The organism is Ruminococcus sp. XPD3002 (assembly GCA_900119535.1).
GTDB lineage: Bacteria > Bacillota > Clostridia > Oscillospirales > Ruminococcaceae > Ruminococcus > Ruminococcus flavefaciens_H.
Genome location: FPJT01000016.1, coordinates 1 through 19,241, shown reverse-complemented (window position 1 = coordinate 19,241; position 19,241 = coordinate 1). Strand labels below are relative to the sequence as shown.

Here is a 19,241-nt window from a genome sequence, read left to right as displayed (position 1 = left end):
TCAGCCCTCCCAGCGGTAGCCCTTGCCCCACACGGTTATTATCCTCTCGGGATTTTTCGGATCGTTTTCGATCTTCTCCCTGAGCCACTTGATGTGAACGGTAAGTGTCTGCGGTTCGGATTCGCTGTCTGCGCCCCATATCCTGCTGAAAATAAGGTCCTTGCCGAGAGTCTGTCCCTTGTTGGAGATAAGCAGGTGGAGAAGCTCGAATTCCTTCGAGGTCATGGTGAGGGGGACACCGTCCTTTTCGGCAGTGCCGTCGGCGAGGTTAAGGGAGATATTGCCGTCGGTTATCCTGTCCATAGCAAGACGGCGGACGAATATGCCCTTGATTTTTGCGATGAGGATGTCTATATCGTAAGGCTTTTCGATGTAGTCGTCAGCACCCAGGAGTATGCCCCTGAGCTTATCCTCTTTGTCAGTCCTTGCGGTGAGGACGATAATGGGAGTGTTGTCCTTTGCCCTTATCCTGCTGCAAACTGCGAAACCGTCTATCCCCGGGAGATTGATATCAAGCAGGACAAGCCTTGCCCCGTATTTTTCAAACAGGGACAAGGCTTTTTCAGCATCTGCGGCGGTGCTGACCGTATAATTTTCGGCTCTGAGGAATTCGCTCAGCAGTCCGCTGAGTTCCTCGTTATCTTCAACGATAAGTATATCTACCATATTACCAACCCATTTCCAGCAGCCAGTTGTTGAGACTGCGTTCACGTTCGTGGAGCGAATGCTCTTTGTTAATATTATACTCACCTCGGATGTTTCCGTCAACTATGTAGAGCACACGGGTGCATTTTGCTGCGACCTTCGCATCGTGTGTTACGAGCATAATGGTAGTGCCGTCGTTGTTGAGTTTGTTGAGCTCATCCATTACTTCGTCCGAGGAGTTGCGGTTAAGAGCGCCTGTAGGCTCGTCCGCAAAAATCATATCGGGAGAGTTTATCATACTACGGCAGATACATGCTCTCTGGAGCTGACCGCCCGATACCTCGTTGATATCGTTTTCGGCGATATCGCTTATGCCGAGACGGTGCATAAGGTCTCTTCCGCGCTTCATGATGTTCTTGCGGGAGCTCTTTTTCTTGTCCGATTTTACCGCAGGAAGTATGATATTATCGATAATGGAGAGGTTCTTCATCATGTACATCTGCTGGAAGATGAAACCCATATCGTCGAGACGCATTTTTGCAAGCTGGTTCTCGTTCATGTCAGCAAGGTCCGAGCCGCAGAACTTTACGCTGCCCGATGTCATTTTGTCCATTCCCGAAACGGTATACAGCAGTGTGGATTTGCCCGAGCCCGAAGGTCCCATAACTGCGACCATTTCGCCCTTGCTGATGCTGAAATTCACGTTTCTCAGCACGTTGTTCTGTCTCTTGTTTATGATGTATGTCTTGCAAAGGTCATTAACTTCAAGAATAGTATTCATGGTGATCTCTCCTTTATTCTATATCGGAAGTATCCGATGCCTTGATGGTTTTCGTGTAAAGAGCTGTGAACATTGCGCCGATAACTGCGGCAGCTGTGATAATAAGCGGATAAACTGCAAACACCTCTACGGGACGGATGTTGTATTCGATACCCTTCATAGCTCCCATGATGCCGAATATCGGATCTATGCAGAGCTTTGTTACAGGCTTGCAGAGGAGCATTGCAATGACAGCCGATGCCGCTGAAACGATAAGGAACCTCAGTGTGTGCTGTGCTATAACGGAGCTTGTTCTGAAGCCCATTGCCTTCATCAGCGCTATCTCTGATTTCTCCTTTGAAATGAACGAACGCTCCATAAGAACTGCTATCATTATGGTCATGATGACTGTTACCGCAATGACCAGAAGCTTTACGCTTACCAGAGTGTCCTTGATGTCTGCGCCGATACACTCCATAACGAAGCCGTTTGCGTCGTCTACATACTTGGTGTTGAAGATATCCTTCATCTTCTCTATGCGTTCGTCAACAGTTGCTTTATCGGGGTGGTCGTTGAAATCTATCTGGAATCCCATTACCTGAGTTATCATTTCATCGGGAATATCCGCATCCTCGTGGAATCTTCCCGTTTCGCCAAGCTGTACCATACTCTGGAAGAATCCCGAAATAATGTATTCGTCGGTTTTGTCGCCTATGGTTATCTCTATCTTGTCGCCTATACCTGCGCCGAGCTTGTCAGCAAGAAGATAGGTCACTGCTATCTCGTTTCCGTACTTCGGAGCGTAACCCTCACAGTATGTGTAGTCCGAAGCCTTTGTGTCCCTGCAGAACATGAATGTAGTGGTGCATTTCTCGTCCTTGAAAGAGATGTTCGGAGTAATAAGAGTTTCGGAATGGATGGTTGCATCCATGCCGTTATCGGCAAGCTTCTTTTTTATATCACTGCACATTTCCTGATATGTTACCTCGCCTGTTACTATCTTTGATATCATCTCGGTATCAGTGATATATGCGTCGCTCTTTGTGGAACACATAAGCGGAAGAAGCTTTTCGCTTGCAAGGGTGTTGGCTGTATTGGCGAGTCCCATTATCAGAAGGAGGCAGACGGTAAATATAGCTGTCATTACTCCGAACTGCTTGGGACCGCTGAAAACATCGTTGAATGCAAGGAAGCCTGTAGTTCCGAGGCGGCTCTTTCCGAGACTGAAAATGCTCTTTTTGCGGAAGCGTTCGCCTGTCTGACCGCTTCTTACCGCATCGATAGGGGAGAGCTTCTTTATCCTGCGTGTACAGCTCCAGCAGAAAAGGAGGATTATGCCGACTACTGCCACACTGCAAAGAAGTCCTATCATCAGTGAACTGTCATTGTCAAGTACCATGTTGTCGCTTACGCTCTTAAGGAGCATATTCTCAAAGGGGATGCTGAGAAGGAATCCGAGAGTTGAACCGATGACCGATATACCAAGATATTTCACAAGATAAAGTAAACGTACCGAGCGGTTTTTAAGTCCCAGTGCCTTCATAACGCCTATCTCGCGGAATTCCTCGTTGATCGTGAAGCTTATGGTGAATCTCAGCATTACGAATGAGACCAGGATGAGGCATACTCCGAGTATCAGCAGAAGTCCTGCAACAAGTGTATTCATGATGTATGTCGTTTTCAGAAGTTTTTTTCCCTGGTTGAAGTTAACGGGCGGAAGGTCTGCAAGGTCCGACTGGAGAGCCTTTATATCGTTGGTATTTATGTAGTATACCGATATCATGTTGTTTTCATGTGTGCTCTTGTCGGAAGCGAGCTTTTCATAGTCGCTGTTATTGATTATCATTCGGGGATTGCCCATCATGTCCGAACCGAGAAAAGCGTCCTTTGCTATTCCTGCGTATTCAAGCTCGATGACTGTGTCTCCCGACCTGAACTGAAACTTATCACCTATCGCTATATCAAGCTTGCTGACGATGATACCTGTGAAATATGCTTTTCCCTCTTCAACTTCCCTAATGATATCGTTGTCCTTGTTGAAGTAGTTGAGCTTGGCATTATCGATAGAGAGTATCATCATGGCATTTGAGAAATCAGCTATTTTTTTGCCGTTTCTTGTAAGCTGTTTTGAATCGCCCGCTATCTGCTGTTCCCTGCGGAAATCGGTAACGCTGTCGATCTTTTCAAGGAGCGGTGATATATTGTCCTCGCCGTTTTTTTCAAAGTTGATGATGAACTGGTCGCTCATATCCGCTTTCTCAAAATAGTTATCAAGTCCGCCCATAACAGTTATGATGTTGTTGACACTGCTTGAAGCGAACATTGCTGCTATCATCACAAAAAGCAGCAGTATGGTGTTCATGGTCTTTTTTCGTTTAAGGTCCTTTTTTAGTATTCTGAAATACATCGTGATCCCTCGCTTTCTGTGATTATATATTAGCATGGGAATTATTAAATAATCCTTAAATGCTTTCAGACTAAAGAACAGCCCCCTTGCTGTATGTCTGTGACAGTAAGGGGGAGTTATAGTTATGAGGCAAGGAGTTTAGTCCGCACCGCCTCCGCCGCAGCTGCTGCAACTACTGCAGCTGCTGCAACTACTACAGCTGCTTCCGCAACTACTGCAGCTGCTGCAGCTATGTCCGCTGTCCGAGGTCGGACGATGTGATGTATCGTGTGGTATTGCTGTATAGGTAAGGAAGAATACAAGGTTGTAGAGGTCGGGAGCGGCGGTCCTGTCAGGGCCGTTTACGAGATCTGTTTGGCTTTCGCGGTTATTTATGAGCGAAAGGGCAAGATAGCTGTTTACGGCACCTGTACGCTTAAGTACGGTGAGACAATCGTAAGGGTTTGATGCAGCTTTTGCATAATAGGCATATTTTTTCCAAGCTGCGAAGTCGTGTTTCACCTGTTCGAGCTGACCTGAAGCTGCAAGGTCCTGATAGAGCGTGCTGCTGCTGATATTTTTGCTGTAGGTGATGAGCCACTGGGAATCGCCCTTTCTGAACTCGTAAAAACTACTGGTGTCGCCTAATCTATCCTTGATGTACTGGAATTTGATAAGTTGGCCTTCTTCGGTTACGTCGCTGTAGAACTGTTCCTTAAGGAACTCTAAGTAGCTGTCATCCATTTCCTTCTGGAAATAGTCATAGGTATCACGGAGCGGTTTGTTGTAAATAAGGATGCCGTCATCAGTGAGCTTTATCCTGCCTTTTTTTGAAAGGTCGCAGAGGCAGAGGTAGAAGTTCGCAAAGGGACTTGATAACGTTTTTCTCAGCTTAGGAAGCAGAAGTGCCCATACATGTGGGACTTCCAGTGAATCGAGCCTGTCGGCAGCTCTGTCGAGACACTCGGGATCCTTCTTTATTTTTCTCTTGTTGATACTGTTCTTTATAACAAGGAAAAGGATAATACCGATGATGATGTTGAATGGGAAAGCCTGGAAAACGATCACAAATAATGCGATGAGTATAACTGCTAAAATGTCAGAAAATTGGAATCCGTCATCATCTGTGGAGCCGATCCCACGGGAGTTGCCCTCGTATTCCGAATATGAAGGAAGGTCGATATCGACAACTCTTCTGAGACCGTCAAAGCCTGAGCTGTCCATGTTCATTCTTACCTTGTACATTCCCGAAACGTTATCTGCCTGTAGATTGACTGCATTGCCTGCTGTTTCCGAACTGCCTTTCGAGACCGTAACAGTCATGCTGCTGTCGGAATTCGGAGTTACTATGGTAGCGTTTACCGAATTGACATTAGTTGAGAAATTCTTTCCGATGAACCTGTAACAAAATTCAGCTCTGTTATCCTTGTTGAGCTTTACTGCATTCTCTATCTTGTAGCCTATGGTGTATTTCACCATTTCATTGTGTGCATGCTTGAACCAGTGGATAGTATAGTTTTCGCTACCGCTTTCAAGGTAATAATGGTTATCGTTGCGGTCTGTATTGTACTGTGCAGCAGCTTCGTCATCGTTGATCGAACATGAGATCACCTCGATATTATCGAAGTATTCGAGCTGATTTTGGGGATCGTTTATATCCTTGTAGAAACGTGTGAAATCGCCCTTTGTGTAGTTGACCAGCCATTCCTCGTAGATTATGGCATCGCCGTTTTCCAAGAGGTTTGCGGTGAAATCAGCTGACATTACATAGTATTGCTTATCAGAGTCGGCACATGCCGCAAAGGGCTGTGCAGTGAGTAAAAGCATTACCGCAGCGGTTATCATGAAAGTCAGACGAAATAAAATGTTATTCTTTTTCATATATCCTCCTTAGTATTTGTAGTAGCAGTTTATATCCTTTCTGTTATAGTCACCCGTCATGGCGTAGCTGAGACACTTTGCACCGCCCATACAGAGATGTGCTTTGGGACAGGAGTTGCATTCCTCGGGGATGGTAGTCTCTTTCAGCTGACGGATAATGTCGCTGTTGTCGTATATCTCGCTCATACTTTTTTCAAGGCAGCTTCCGAGAGCGAGGGGCAGTCTTCTGCATGGCAGCAGGGTACCGTCCGCAAGCAGAGTGAGGAGCGATATACCTGCATCGCAGTAATAGTAGCAGTTTCCGCCTTCAAGGAACTGTAGCGAGCGGTTAAGGTGTACATCGGTATGGCTGAAAAGAGTTCTGCGGCTGTGTTCTTTTGTGAGAAGCTTTATTACCTCACGGTATTCCTCTGTGGAGAGAACGTCCTCCTTGCTGCTTCCCATAGGGATGAGCCTGTCAGCCCAGAATCGGTCAATACCGTTTTTCCTGACAGCCTTTATGACCTTGCCGAGCTCACGGTAGTTGCCCTTGTGACAGGTAAAAGCCGCCATAGTCTGTATCCCTGCATCCTTAAGGTAATGAAGTCCCCTGAAAGCCTTGTCGAAGTTGCCCTTGCCCCTTACACGGTCGTGAGTCTCCTTTGTGCCGTCAATGCTGACCTGCACGAAGCGTATTCCCTTATGTGCCGCAAGCTGACCTGCGATATCCGCGTCTATGAGAGTGCCGTTAGTCAGCAGACCGTAGGTTATGCGGTTTTTGTCGCACTTGTCCATCAGCGGAAAGAGAGCATCCGACAGCAGGGGTTCACCTCCTGTGAAGTTGATGTGTCCCCGAAATCCGTGTGTATCGCAGAATTCAATGTACTGCGAAAGGAATCCGCTGAGTGTATCCGCAGAAAGCTCCGAGACGTAATCGTCCTGATAGCAGTGGGTACATCTGAGATTGCAGCGGTGCAGGATATGCCATTGCAGGACGTGCTTTTTCCTGTTGACAGCGTTATCCGTCATGGCAGGAACTTGCCTGATGCAAGATAGAGACGGTACCATTCCTCACGGCTGAGATTTACCTTGCAGGCATCACATATCTCCGTAAGGTGTACAGGGTTCATAGTACCTGAGATAGCCTGCATATGTGCAGGATGACGAAGTATCCATGCGATAGCTATGGCAGTCTTTGAAACGACGTATGTTTCTGCGAGTTCGCCGAGAACTTCATTAAGCTCCGGGAAATCGGGGTTATCAACGAAAACGCCCTTGAAGAAGCCGTACTGGAGCGGAGACCACGCCTGTATGGTGATATCGTTAAGGCGGCAGTAGTCCAGAAGGCTTCCGTCCATACTGTAAGCCATATCGGTAGTCTTGTTATTCATATAGAGCGCCTGATCGATGAGCTGTGACTGATCCAGTGAAAGCTGTACCTGATCGAATACGAGAGGCTGTTTCACGTACTTTTTCAGCAGCTCTATCTGCATTGGCATAAGGTTGCTTACGCCGAAGCTGCGGACTTTTCCGCTTGTGTAGAGAATATCGAAAGCCTCGGCGACCTCTTCGGGCTCGAAGAGAAGGTCGGGACGGTGAAGCAGGAATGCATCCAGATAGTCGGTCTTAAGGCGTGAGAGTATCTCGTCGGCACTTGTGAGGATAGCTTCCTTTGACCAGTCGAACACCTTACGCTTGGGGTAGATGCCGCACTTGGACTGGATGTATACTTTATCACGGGGAATGCCTGTTTTGGCAAAAGCCTCTCCGAACCTTGTTTCAGCCTCGCCGTAGCCGTAGCAGGTAGCGTGGTCGAAGAAATTTATGCCGAGGGAATAAGCTGTGCTGATGATATTTTCAGCCTGTTTTGCGTCAAGTTCGGGCATTCTCATGCAGCCCATGACTATTGCTGAAGCGGACTGAGGTCCGTTGGAAACATCTATATATTTCATGATTTTCTCCTGATTTAAGTTATTTTATTTCATTATAGCACATAAGGAGACGGATTTCAAGATGTTTTTTCAGCCGTCAGCTTGTAGGGGCACTCGGAAAGCGCTCAACACTAAATTCTGAGTTCTTAGCACTGAGCTCTTATAACTGCTTTCTACTTTCTGATTTCTGACAACTATCAACTGCTTTCTGATTTCTGATTACTGAATATCTGTTGACATATGGTGGGGAAACGTGCTAAAATGAAGAAAAAAACGTATTCTTTAAAGAAAAGAGGTTAAAGTTATGAGATCATCACGTATAGCGGCTTCGATTCTCGCATCTGCAATGGCTTTGAGCAGTGTCAGCTTCCCTGCGGCACAGGCGGCAGACCATGCGGTAGAGTTCGGGTGTGCAGACTCCTTCGGCGATGTCCTGAGCGGTTCGGAATACACCATTATGGTAAGGCTCAGCGGCAAGTACGTCACAGCCCGTCCCGACGGCAATGCGGAGCAGTGGGAGAAGGCTTCGGACGGTTCACAGAACTGGATAATCACCGACTGCGGAAACGGTAAATGTTCGATAATGTCATCTCTGTACAAGGGAATGGCTCTAACCGTTGAAAGCGGAGACTCTACCGACGGAAGCAATGTCTCCCTTTCGGAATACAGGGACGCTCTTTCACAGCATTTCATCCTTCACCGCACCGACGATGCCTACTACATAACAGCCGAATGTTCGGGAAATGCGGCTCTTGATGTCTATGACATTAGCCGCGAGAACGGCGCTAATATCGACCAGTGGGATTACTGGGCAGGCGAGGGACAGAAGTTCTATATCCGTCCCGTTGACAGCAGCTACCGCTTCCTGAGAGGGGATCTTGATTCGGACGGAAAAGTGGACATGTTCGACAGAGTCCTTATGGAAAGGGGACTTACAGGCGGCTTCGATGAGGGTGCTTCCGCTGCGGCTGATATGGACGGAAACGGCACTGTGGACTACAGTGACTACTCGCTGCTCAGCAGTTTCCTTGCAGGCGGTAACATCAATGCGGATACCTATTCCGAGCTTCCTTACGAAAAGCCCGATACTGCCTATCTGTTCGCTTACTTCCTCGGAAACGCTCCCGAACAGGAACGCCTTTCCTACGCTGTAAGTACGGACGGCTACCACTTCAAGGCACTGAATAACGGCAAGGCTGTTTGGAAGTCCAATGCAGGAACCGAATGTATACGCGATCCATATATATTCAAGGGCGAGGACGGTATGTACTACATGCTTGCAACGGATATGAAGTCCTCTCTCGGCTGGAGCAGCAACAGAAACCTGATAACAGCACGTTCTACGGACCTTGTTCACTGGTTCGATGATACCATAATAGAGATAGCCAACAAGTACCCGAATATGCAGGGTGCGGACCGTGCATGGGCTCCGCAGGCGATATATGATCCCGATAAGGGCGAGTATATGATATACTTCGCCGCAAGAGTTCCCGGTATCGATAACAGGACGATCATGTACTACGCTTACAGTAAGGACATGAAGACTCTCACAACTCAGCCGAAGCTCCTGTTCGCTCCTGTCAACGGAAACGATGCTATCGATTCCGATATCATCTGCAAGAACGGCAAATACTACATGTACTACAAGAACGAGACAAATAAACGCATCTACCTTGCAGTTGCGGACCACGCAAGCGGTCCCTATTCCGAGGTCAAGCAGGTCTCGGAGGGAAGTATCGGCGTTGAGGGACCGAATATCTACAACCTCATCGGTACCGATAAGTGGCTCATGATGTCCGATGCCTACGGTGACGGCTACTACGTTATGCAGGAGACCACCGACCTTACCAATTTCACGACCGTGAACCGCAACAGCTACAGCTTCGATTTCACTCCCCGTCACGGCTATGTAATCCCCATAAACGATGACCAGTATTCCGCACTTGTGGGGGCATTCCCCTCCGATTCCATAACCACCAGGAATACAGGCATAAAGACCAAAAATATCACTATCGCAAGAGGTTCGGAAGTTAAGCTTCCCGATACCGTTACAGCTTCATACACGGGCGGAATGACTGCCGAACTGCCTGTAGAGTGGGACAGCTCCGACCTTCGCAGCATAGATACTTCAAGGGCAGGGGAGTATAAGGTCCGCGGTAAACTCAGATCAAGCGGAGACCTGTACAGCGATCCCTTTATCGAGGAACGTGCTGATCCCTTTATTGCAGAGGGCGGCGACGGTTACTACTACTTCACTGCCTCATATCCTGCTTACGGAAACGCCGATAAGGGCTATGACAGGATAATCCTCAGAAGGAGTTCTACAGTCGGCGGACTTGCCTCAGCAGAGGAAAAAACTATCTGGAAGGCTCATCAGAGCGGCATACTCGCAAAGCATATATGGGCTCCCGAAATGCATAAGATAGGCGGCTCGTGGTATATCTTCTTTGCGGCAGGTTCAAGCAGCAATGTGTGGGCGATACGTCCCTATGTGCTGAAATGCAGCGGAAACGATCCATATAATGACAGCTGGACCGAGTGCGGTCAGATGCAGGCTTCCCCGGGAGATACAAGCTCCTTTGCAGGCTTCTCGCTGGATATGACCTACTTCGAGAACAATGGCAGACATTACGTTATCTGGGCGGAGATAAAGGGCGATTCATCACTCTTTATGGCTGAGATAGATCCTTCCGCACCCTATAAGCTCATCTCAAAGCCGATAATGCTCACAAAGCCCGAGTACAGCTGGGAACTGGTAAATAACCGTGTGAACGAAGGTCCCGCCGTACTTAAAACCAAAGACAAGATATACGTTTTCTTCTCGGCTTCGGGTACGGGTTCGGAATACTGCGTGGGACGCATGGAGGCTGATATAAACTCCGACCTGATGAACATAAACAGCTGGAAAAAGCTGAACAGACCTGTACTCTCGACCTCCGACCTCAACGGTCCCTCTGGTCCCGGACACAACAGCTTCGTTACCGATGAGAACGGCGAACTGCTTCTCGTTTACCACGCAAGACCTGCTTCACACGCTTCCAAAGCCTGCGGTACGTATAATTCCGATCCCCTTTACGATCCGTGCCGCCATACAAGGATAAAGAGAGTTCTCTTCGATAACAGCGGCGTTCCCGTTATCAACCTCAGTGACGATGCGGAGCTTTCTCCCTCCAACAAGAATATCACTGTTACGGTAACGGTCAATTGACAGCGTACTTTGATACAACTGCTTTACAGGAGTCTGATTTATGAAGAAGTTCAGCACTCAAACTGCTTTATGATCGGTTAACTGTTACGGATGTCAGCGTTAAGTTCTGCTACAGGATAAAAGAACTCAAAACGGCTCATAAGCCTTTAAAAGTTAATGAGATCAGATGTGTACTCAATAACCGCCTTCGGGCAGTTTTTGGGTACACAATTTTTATATATCGTTGTACAGAATGTGGGCGGAAGCGATGCGGTAAATGTTCTTGTTATTCGACTATTTGTAATAAACCCATAAAATATTACGGTTAATTGTAGAATATTGCGGCAGATATTGACAAATAGTTAGGCAAATGATATAATATATACATTATTGGTCAGGAACAAACTAAACGGTTGTCTTATTAAGTTGAACGGAAAGATCAGGCACTTTTTTATGTATCGTTGGGGGTGAATAAATGTTTGCGGCACATATTTCCGAAGGTAAAGAACGTGAACAGTCGGTTCGTGAACATTGTCGGAATACGGCTGAACTTTGTGCAGGATACTGTAAATTATTTGGCGCTGAGAATATCGGAATACTTTCAGGTTTGCTTCATGATGCAGGCAAGCTGTGCAGTGATTTTGATAATTATATCAGGGGAATATCAGGATTCAGCCGTGGAGAGATCGATCATAGTTATGCAGGCGCAAAATATATAACCGAGAAAACCGATAAAGTTCATGCAAATGTAGCACGACTTATTGCAAGAGTTATCATTTCTCATCATGGACTTCATGACTGGGTTGACGAAAACTGTCGGGATTATTTTCATATCCGGATTGTGCATGATAAGAACTATGAGCAGATAAAAGAAAATATATCACAGATAATCAGCGCTGATGAGTTTGGTGAACTTCTTAAAAAAGCGGATGATGAATACAGAGTAATTTGTCAGAAAATAAAGAATATATCAAAAAACAAGACTGACTGCGCTTTTTATCTCGGATTGCTTGAACGTACAATAGAATCTGCACTTGTAGATGCTGACAGAACTGATACGGCATCATTTATGGATAATGCCGAATATACGGATTATTCCGCAGTTTCTGAAATGTGGCAGTCCATGAAAAATAACATGGAAAAGAAACTTGCAGGTTTTTCTGACAGAACGGATGTCATATCAAAGCAGAGGAAAAGCATTTCGGACAGATGTGCAGAGTTTGCAAAGAATAATGTGAAAATATGCAGACTTATAGTTCCTACAGGCGGAGGAAAAACACTTTCGTCACTGCGGTTTGCCATTGAGTATTGTCTCGAACATGGCATGGAAAAGATCATTTATACTGCACCTTTTATGTCTATTCTTGAACAGAACAGTGCTGAAATAAAAGCTATTGCCAGCGAAGAGAATTTCATTGAACATCATTCAAATGCCCTTGCAGAAAAAACGGATAATTCCGAAGAATTGTATGATTATGAACTTCACACCGAGCGTTGGGACAAGCCTGTTATCGCAACAACAATGGTTCAGTTCCTTAATGCGATGTTTTCAGGAAAGTCAGCTTCAGTAAGGCGGTTCCACCGGCTTGCAAAGTCTGTTATCATCATTGACGAGGTGCAGTCTGTCCCGCTGAAATGCTTGAACATGTTTGATCTTGCTGTGAATTTCCTTTCAAATATCTGCGGTGCGGCTGTTGTACTCTGTACTGCAACTCAGCCTGTGACAGACGATGTGAGACATCCGATGCTTATTGATGAAAAAGAAAGCATGACGGGAGATTTCAGAGCGGATTTTGAGGCCTTCAGACGAACCGAGATCATCCCGAAGATCGACAAATATGGTTATTCCTATGAAGAAGCGGCTGATCTGTGCTATGAAAAATTTACAGCGGCAGGCGATCTCCTTGTTATAGTAAACACTAAATCATCAGCACTGAAAATGTATGACCTTATAAAGGAAAAGTGCGGAAAAGATACCGAGGTAGTGCATTTAAGCACGAATATGTGTCCTCAGCACCGCCGTGACAAGATCGATGCGATCCGTAAACTACTGGATGAAAAAAAGCCTGTGATATGTGTAACTACTCAGCTTATTGAGGCAGGTGTGGATATATCGTTCAGATGTGTTGTTCGTTCGCTTGCAGGACTTGACAGTGCTGTTCAGGCGGCAGGAAGATGCAACAGGCACGGTGAAAACGGTGATGTATGTCCTGTTTATCTGATAAAACTGAAAGAGGAAAGACTTGGTTCTCTTAAAGAGATATCCACAGCACAGGATATAACTCAGCAGATGACTGAAAGCAGAAAATATAACGATATATCATCACCTGAGGCTGTTTCGGACTATTTTGGAAAGCTGTATCAGTACGAAAAGGATAAGCTCTCATATTCTGTTCCCATAAATGAAACCCTTGTGAATTATCTTTCTTTGAATACGAAAAGATATGAGATGCTGCCGAATCCCAAAACGTGCAGTAAATTTGAATCACAGGCATTTAAAACAGCAGGAAAGCTTTTTCAGGTGATCGATGAAAATACAAGGGATGTGATAGTTCCCTATAATGAGGAGGCCGAGGAGATCATCAGCAGACTTGAAAACGACCATGAAAATATATCGCTTCTTCTGAGAAAAGCTCAGAAATATACCGTAAGCATCTATATCGGAACTGAACGTAAGCTTTATGAAAATCATGCGCTCCGTGATATTTCCTGCGGCGCGGTGATTCTTGACAAAGCCCATTATAATGATGAAGTCGGAATTGATATTGAAGGAGCAGAAAAGGAATTATTGATATTCTGAAAGGAGGTCGGAAAATGCCAAAAGAAATATACAGAAACACAGTGGAATTTGCAGTCCGTGGACGGTATGCGCTGTTCTCGGATATCCTCACAAGAGCAGGAGGTGAGAAGTCAAGCTATCCGATACCCACATACGAGGCGCTGAAAGGTATTCTTCACAGCGTATACTGGAAGCCCACAATAGTCTGGTACATAGACAGCGTGAGGATAATGAATCCCATTCGTACTGCAAGAAAAGGCATACGTCCGATAAAATACGGCGGTGGCAATGACCTTGCTTATTACACATATCTTGAAGATGTGTATTATCAGGTCAGAGCGCATTTTGAGTGGAATATGAACCGTCCCGAACTTGAAAAGGACAGGAACGAGAATAAGCATCATAACATCGCAAAACGAATGATAGAACGCGGCGGACGCCGTGACATATTCCTCGGCACAAGGGAGTGTCAGGGATATGTTGAACCTTGTAAATTCGGCGAAAGTACAGGCGCTTATGATAGCTGCGGTAAAATTCCCTACGGACTTATGTATCACGGCATAACTTATGCAGATGAAGCGGTAAATGAGGATGACAGGGATATGCTGACTGTCCGTTTGTGGCATCCTGAAATGAACAACGGAGTGATTGATTTCATACGTCCAGAAGAATGTACGCTGAAGCGTCATATCAGGAAAATGCCGATCAAGCCCTTCGGTAAGGAACTTGATAACTTTATCGGACTTGATGAATTTGTTGGAGGTGGTATAGGTGAGCTGGACTGACGAATTATACAAGATATACGAGTATAACAGTGACCGTGAATTCGATGAAAATGAACCTGTTATGCTTCCTGTGGCACATTCAACAGCAAATGCACAAATTGAAATAACGATTGATCTTGATGGCAACTTTAAAGGCGCAAAAGCCGTTGAAAAGTCTGATGCTGTTACTGTTATACCTGCTACAGAGGATTCTGCCACAAGAAGCAGCGGTATATGCGCTATGCCTTTTGCGGATAAACTGATATATACCGCAGGTGATTACAGTAATTATGCAGAGGGCAAAAAAGCAGATAATTCCGGACATTTTACCAATTATATGAATCAGCTGAGAAGATGGATGGCAGGGGAACATACTCATCCGTTTGTCAGGGCGCTTTATATGTATCTTGATAAAAAATGTCTGATATCTGATTTAGTCAGTGCTGGTGTTATAAAAATAGATGAAGTATCAGGCAAATTCAAGGAAAAGGAAAAAATAGCAGGTATTGCACAAGAGGATAGTTTTGTACGTATAATCATTTTTACGAATGATTCTGTTGTTAAGACATGGAAAGATAGATCATTACAGGAGAGTTTTATTTCGTTCAACAGCAGTCTTATGGGAGAAAAACAGCTTTGCTATGCTTCCGGTGAGTATGTTTCACCAACATACAAGCATCCTTCAAAGATACGCAACAGCGGAGATAAAGCAAAGATAATATCTACAAACGATGAAAGCGGTTTTACCTACAGAGGAAGATTTGCCGATAAAGAACAGGCTGTTTCGATAGGCTATGATTATTCTCAGAAGATCCATAAAGCACTTCAATGGCTCAGAGAAAAGCAGGGCAAAAACATAGATTCTTTAACTGTCATCGTATGGGCGAGTGCGATGCAGGATATCCCAGATAGCTCGGATAGTTTCATCGATGATTCAGGATTTGATGATTTTCCTGATGAAAAAACAGCAGATATCCCGTCTACTATGCCTATGTATATGGATATGCTGAACAAGCGTATATTCGGCGCAAGAGAGAAACTTGAACCCAATACCAAGGTGATGATAATGGGACTTGATTCCGCAACTACTGGCCGTATCAACATCTCAATGTATTCCGAGCTGGAAAGTTCGCAGTATCTTGCCAATATCGAGAAATGGCATACTGAAACTGCATGGCTGAGATTCTACGGAAAATCAAAGAAAAAGATAATAAATTCATTCAGTGTCTATGACATTATAAGATATGCTTTTGGTACGGAGCAGGGAGCATTTATTGACTGTGACAAAAAGCTGATGCGTGATAATATCCTCAGACTTCTCAGCTGTATCACAAACGGTGCGAAACTGCCGTCGGATATCGTCCATGCGCTGTATCAGAAGGCGTCGAATCCGCTGGCATATGATAACAGTTATAATCACCGCAGTGTACTTGAAACAGCCTGCGGAATGATACGAAAACATATAATCGATGGAAAAGGAGATGTTTCAATGGCTTACGATCCGAATATTACCGACAGAAGCTATCTTTACGGCTGTTTGCTTGCAATAGCTGACAAGGCTGAAAGTGAATCTTTCGACGAACAGGAAAGAAACGTCAGAGTAACTAATGCAAGAAGATACTGGAACGCTTTTTCACAGCGTCCGTTTATGACATGGCGCATCATCGAGGAGAGACTGAGACCATACCTGAATAAGCTTGGAAAAGCTCAGGTAAAATACAGCAAGTGGATAAATGAGATAACTTCAAAAATGGATGCAGCTGCATTTGCTGATAACAGCCGCCTTGAACCAATGTACTTACTTGGTTATCATAATTTTACTGAATATATGTACAACAGCAATTCAAATAAGGAGGAAAAATAAATGGGAGTTTTACAGAACAAGATAGATTTTTCAATGATCATCACAGCTAAGAATGCAAATCCGAACGGCGATCCGCTGAACGGAAACCGTCCCCGTGAGAATTACGACGGTTTTGGCGAGATTTCCGATGTTTGCATCAAGAGAAAGATACGCAATCGCTTGCAGGATATGGGAGAGAAGATATTCGTGCAGTCAAATGATAATCGTGATGATGAATTTGGTAGTATGAAAGAACGTGTTGAAAATAATGCTAATGTTAAAGCGTTAGGAAAAAAGCCTACTAATAAAGAATTTTATGAGACAGTTTGTAAAGAATGGATTGATGTCAGAAGTTTTGGACAAGTTTTTGGTTTTAAAGATGATGAAAGCAAAGGTTCATCAATAGGTGTAAGAGGACCTGTATCTATTCATCTTGCTCAAAGTATTTCTCCAATTGAAATAGAGTCTTTTAAAATTGCTCCTTCTGCTAATAATAAGAAGAATTATGATAAGGAAGGAAAAGATAAGAATACATTAGGGGATAAACATTTTGTAAGATTCGGACTTTACGTCATAAACGGCAGCATCAACTGTCAGCTTGCTGAAAAAACAGGTTTTACCGATGAAGATGCCGAAAAGATAAAACAGGCTCTCCTGACACTTTTTGAGAATGACACTTCTTCGGCACGTCCCGACGGAAGCATGGAGGTATGCCGTCTTTACTGGTGGAAGCATGAGGGTAAAACTCCGAAATACTCGTCAGCTAAAGTACACAGACAGCTTGAAGTTAAACTGAAAGAGGGAGTCAGCCGTCCCGCTTCATTTGATGATTACGATGTGAAGCTGAACGAGCTTGAAGGACTGTACTGCGAGAAACATGAAGACCTGATATAATGTACAGCGAGGACGAATATCTCATGCTTTCGGGTGTTCAGCACTTTGCTTTCTGCCGAAGACAATGGGCGCTGATACATATTGAACAGCAATGGGAGGAAAACAGCCGTACTGTTGACGGTAATATCATGCATGAACGTGTACACGATGCGTATCATCATGAAAAGCGCGGTGAACTGGTCATAACCCGTGCAATGGCTGTATCATCCGCAAGGCTCGGTATTTCGGGCGAGTGTGATGCGGTCGAGCTGCGTAATTCTGAGAGCGGTATCGAATTATACGGACTGGAAGGGAAATACACTGTCACTCCTGTTGAATACAAAAGGGGAGAACCGAAAGAGGATGACTGCGATACTGTCCAGCTTACGGCACAGGCGCTTTGCCTTGAAGATATGCTTTGCTGTGATATCCCTTTCGGGTATCTTTATTACGGAGAGATCCGCCGCAGGGTAAAAGTTGTATTTGACGCTGATCTGCGTAAACGGACAGAGGATATTATCAAAGAAATGCATGAGCTGTATAAAAAACAGTACACTCCGAAAGTTAAGCGCAGAAAATGCTGTAACGCATGTTCGCTTAAAAATATCTGTCTGCCTGTTATATGCGGAAGCAAAAAAGCTTCGGACTATGTTGAACAAATGCTGGGAACGGAGGAAAACATATGAAAAAGCTTTTGAATACGGTTTATGTGAATAGTCCCGATAGATATCTTTCCCTTGAAGGCGAAAACCTTGTGATAAGTCAGGAGGGGACTGAGATAGGCAGAGTTCCGCTTCATAATATCGAGCGTATAATGACTTTCGGCTATGCGGGCGCAAGTCCTGCACTTATGGGTAAATGTGCAAAAAGTGGGATAGAGCTGGTCTTTATGAGCAGGAACGGCCACTTTATTGCCCGTGTTGAGGGTGAAGTGAAAGGAAACGTACTTCTTCGCCGTCAGCAGTACAGGATAGCGGACGATGAAAAAGGTTCGCTTGATATTGCAAGGAATATTATATCTGCAAAGCTGTTCAACAGCCGTTGGGTGATCGAAAGAATGATACGTGACCACGGCGCAAGGATAGATACCGAATTATTCAGCAGAAAATCGGAATTTCTTTATAATTCGATAAAACAGGCAAGAAGCTGCAGTGATATGGATAGTCTGCGCGGCATTGAGGGAGAAGCGGCATCGGTCTATTTTTCCGTTTTCAATGATATGATATTGCAGCAGAAGGATGATTTCAGATTTGATACAAGAAATAAGCGTCCGCCCCTTGATAATGTGAATGCTCTGCTTTCATTTGCGTATTCAATGGCAACAGGAATGTGTACAAGCGCACTTGAAAGCGTGGGACTTGATCCATATGTTGGATTCATGCATACAGACCGTCCCGGAAGACGTTCGCTTGCAGTTGATATGGTTGAGGAATTCCGCTCGGTACTGTGCGACAGATTCGTGCTGACGCTTATTAATAAGCGCCTTGTCAGCAATGACGATTTTGTTAAGCGTGAAGACGGCGCAGTATTGCTTACAGAGGACGGACGCAAAAACTTCTTCAGCGCATGGCAGAAGCGCAAATCAGAAGAACTTAAGCATCCGTTCCTTGAAGAAAAGGTGGAATGGGGAATGCTCCCTTATGTGCAGGCAATGCTGCTTTCACGATATATCCGCGGCGATATTGACTGCTATCCGCCGTTTATGTGGAAGTGATAATATGTTGATACTTGTTACATACGATGTGAATACACAGGATAAGGAAGGGCGGAAACGGCTAAGGAGAGTTGCAAAAAAATGTATGGATCACGGTATCAGAGTGCAGAATTCCGTCTTTGAATGTGTAGTTGATCCCGCACAGCTGAAGCTTTTGAAGAAATCTCTGCTTGATGAGATTGATGAGAAAAAGGACAGCCTGAGAATATACAATCTCGGAAATCGTGCGAAATCGAATGTTGAGCATTACGGAGCAAAAACCTCAATAGATGTTGAGGGGGAACTGATCTTTTAGTGCGAACCCTGAGTGAACATGGAATCATCAGTTCATTCGCACCCGTTCAATGCAGAAAATTATGATCAAACGGCTCTTTTTTCGGCTTGTGAGGATATATAAACAAACCGATTTTGTCAGAATTGTACTTGCTGAGAAAAATATTTATTCCGACATTGTACAATTTTGCTGTCTCCCTCCACACGGAGGGAGTGGATTGAAATA

14 protein-coding genes are annotated in these 19,241 nt (G+C 45.0%); 8 read left to right on the top strand and 6 right to left on the bottom strand.

Features of this window, described 5'->3' with window-relative positions; genetic code table 11:
* The 6 genes from BT127_RS12900 to BT127_RS12875 form a co-directional block, all read right to left on the bottom strand.
* Entirely contained in the window at positions 1–666 is a 666-nt protein-coding gene (locus tag BT127_RS12900; RefSeq protein WP_075425395.1) for a response regulator transcription factor, read from the bottom strand.
* Position 667: 1 nt separating this feature from the next.
* Positions 668–1,426, bottom strand: a complete 759-nt coding sequence (locus tag BT127_RS12895) for an ABC transporter ATP-binding protein (RefSeq protein ID WP_075425394.1) — start codon at positions 1,424–1,426, stop codon at positions 668–670.
* 13 nt (positions 1,427–1,439) lie between these two features.
* Positions 1,440–3,812: an ABC transporter permease gene (locus tag BT127_RS12890; RefSeq protein WP_075425393.1), complete on the bottom strand. Its 2,373-nt coding sequence runs from the start codon at positions 3,810–3,812 to the stop codon at positions 1,440–1,442.
* Between the two features lie 138 nt (positions 3,813–3,950).
* Positions 3,951–5,672, bottom strand: a complete 1,722-nt coding sequence (locus BT127_RS16900) for a DUF2207 domain-containing protein (protein WP_075425392.1) — start codon at positions 5,670–5,672, stop codon at positions 3,951–3,953.
* 9 nt (positions 5,673–5,681) lie between these two features.
* A complete protein-coding gene (locus BT127_RS12880) occupies positions 5,682–6,680 on the bottom strand; it encodes a radical SAM/SPASM domain-containing protein (protein WP_075425391.1) in 999 nt (332 codons plus the stop codon).
* Positions 6,677–7,603 (bottom strand): aldo/keto reductase, encoded by a 927-nt coding sequence (locus BT127_RS12875; RefSeq protein WP_075425390.1) that lies wholly within the window; start codon positions 7,601–7,603, stop codon positions 6,677–6,679. Before BT127_RS12875 ends, BT127_RS12880 begins: the two co-directional genes overlap by 4 nt.
* Positions 7,604–7,886: 283 nt before the next feature.
* Between BT127_RS12875 and BT127_RS12870 the strand changes: the two genes are divergently transcribed.
* The 8 genes from BT127_RS12870 (at position 7,887) to cas2 (ending at position 19,037) form a co-directional block, all read left to right on the top strand.
* The gene (locus BT127_RS12870; RefSeq protein WP_075425389.1) at positions 7,887–10,790 is read left to right on the top strand and encodes a family 43 glycosylhydrolase; all 2,904 of its coding nucleotides are present in this window, start codon (positions 7,887–7,889) and stop codon (positions 10,788–10,790) included.
* A 454-nt stretch (positions 10,791–11,244) separates the two neighbouring features.
* Positions 11,245–13,569: a CRISPR-associated helicase/endonuclease Cas3 gene (locus BT127_RS12865; protein WP_075425388.1), complete on the top strand. Its 2,325-nt coding sequence runs from the start codon at positions 11,245–11,247 to the stop codon at positions 13,567–13,569.
* Positions 13,570–13,583: 14 nt separating this feature from the next.
* Entirely contained in the window at positions 13,584–14,333 is a 750-nt protein-coding gene (gene cas5c, locus BT127_RS12860; RefSeq protein ID WP_075425387.1) for a type I-C CRISPR-associated protein Cas5c, read from the top strand.
* Entirely contained in the window at positions 14,320–16,176 is a 1,857-nt protein-coding gene (gene cas8c, locus BT127_RS12855) for a type I-C CRISPR-associated protein Cas8c/Csd1 (RefSeq protein WP_082335043.1), read from the top strand. Before cas5c ends, cas8c begins: the two co-directional genes overlap by 14 nt.
* Positions 16,177–17,049 (top strand): type I-C CRISPR-associated protein Cas7/Csd2, encoded by an 873-nt coding sequence (gene cas7c / locus BT127_RS12850; protein WP_075425386.1) that lies wholly within the window; start codon positions 16,177–16,179, stop codon positions 17,047–17,049.
* Positions 17,050–17,072: 23 nt separating this feature from the next.
* A complete protein-coding gene (cas4, locus tag BT127_RS12845; protein WP_350339286.1) occupies positions 17,073–17,714 on the top strand; it encodes a CRISPR-associated protein Cas4 in 642 nt (213 codons plus the stop codon).
* A complete protein-coding gene (cas1c, locus tag BT127_RS12840) occupies positions 17,711–18,742 on the top strand; it encodes a type I-C CRISPR-associated endonuclease Cas1c (protein ID WP_075425384.1) in 1,032 nt (343 codons plus the stop codon). The genes cas4 and cas1c overlap by 4 nt, the downstream gene beginning before the upstream one ends.
* 4 nt (positions 18,743–18,746) lie before the next feature.
* Positions 18,747–19,037 (top strand): CRISPR-associated endonuclease Cas2, encoded by a 291-nt coding sequence (cas2, locus tag BT127_RS12835; protein WP_075425383.1) that lies wholly within the window; start codon positions 18,747–18,749, stop codon positions 19,035–19,037.
* Positions 19,038–19,241 lie beyond the last annotated feature (204 nt).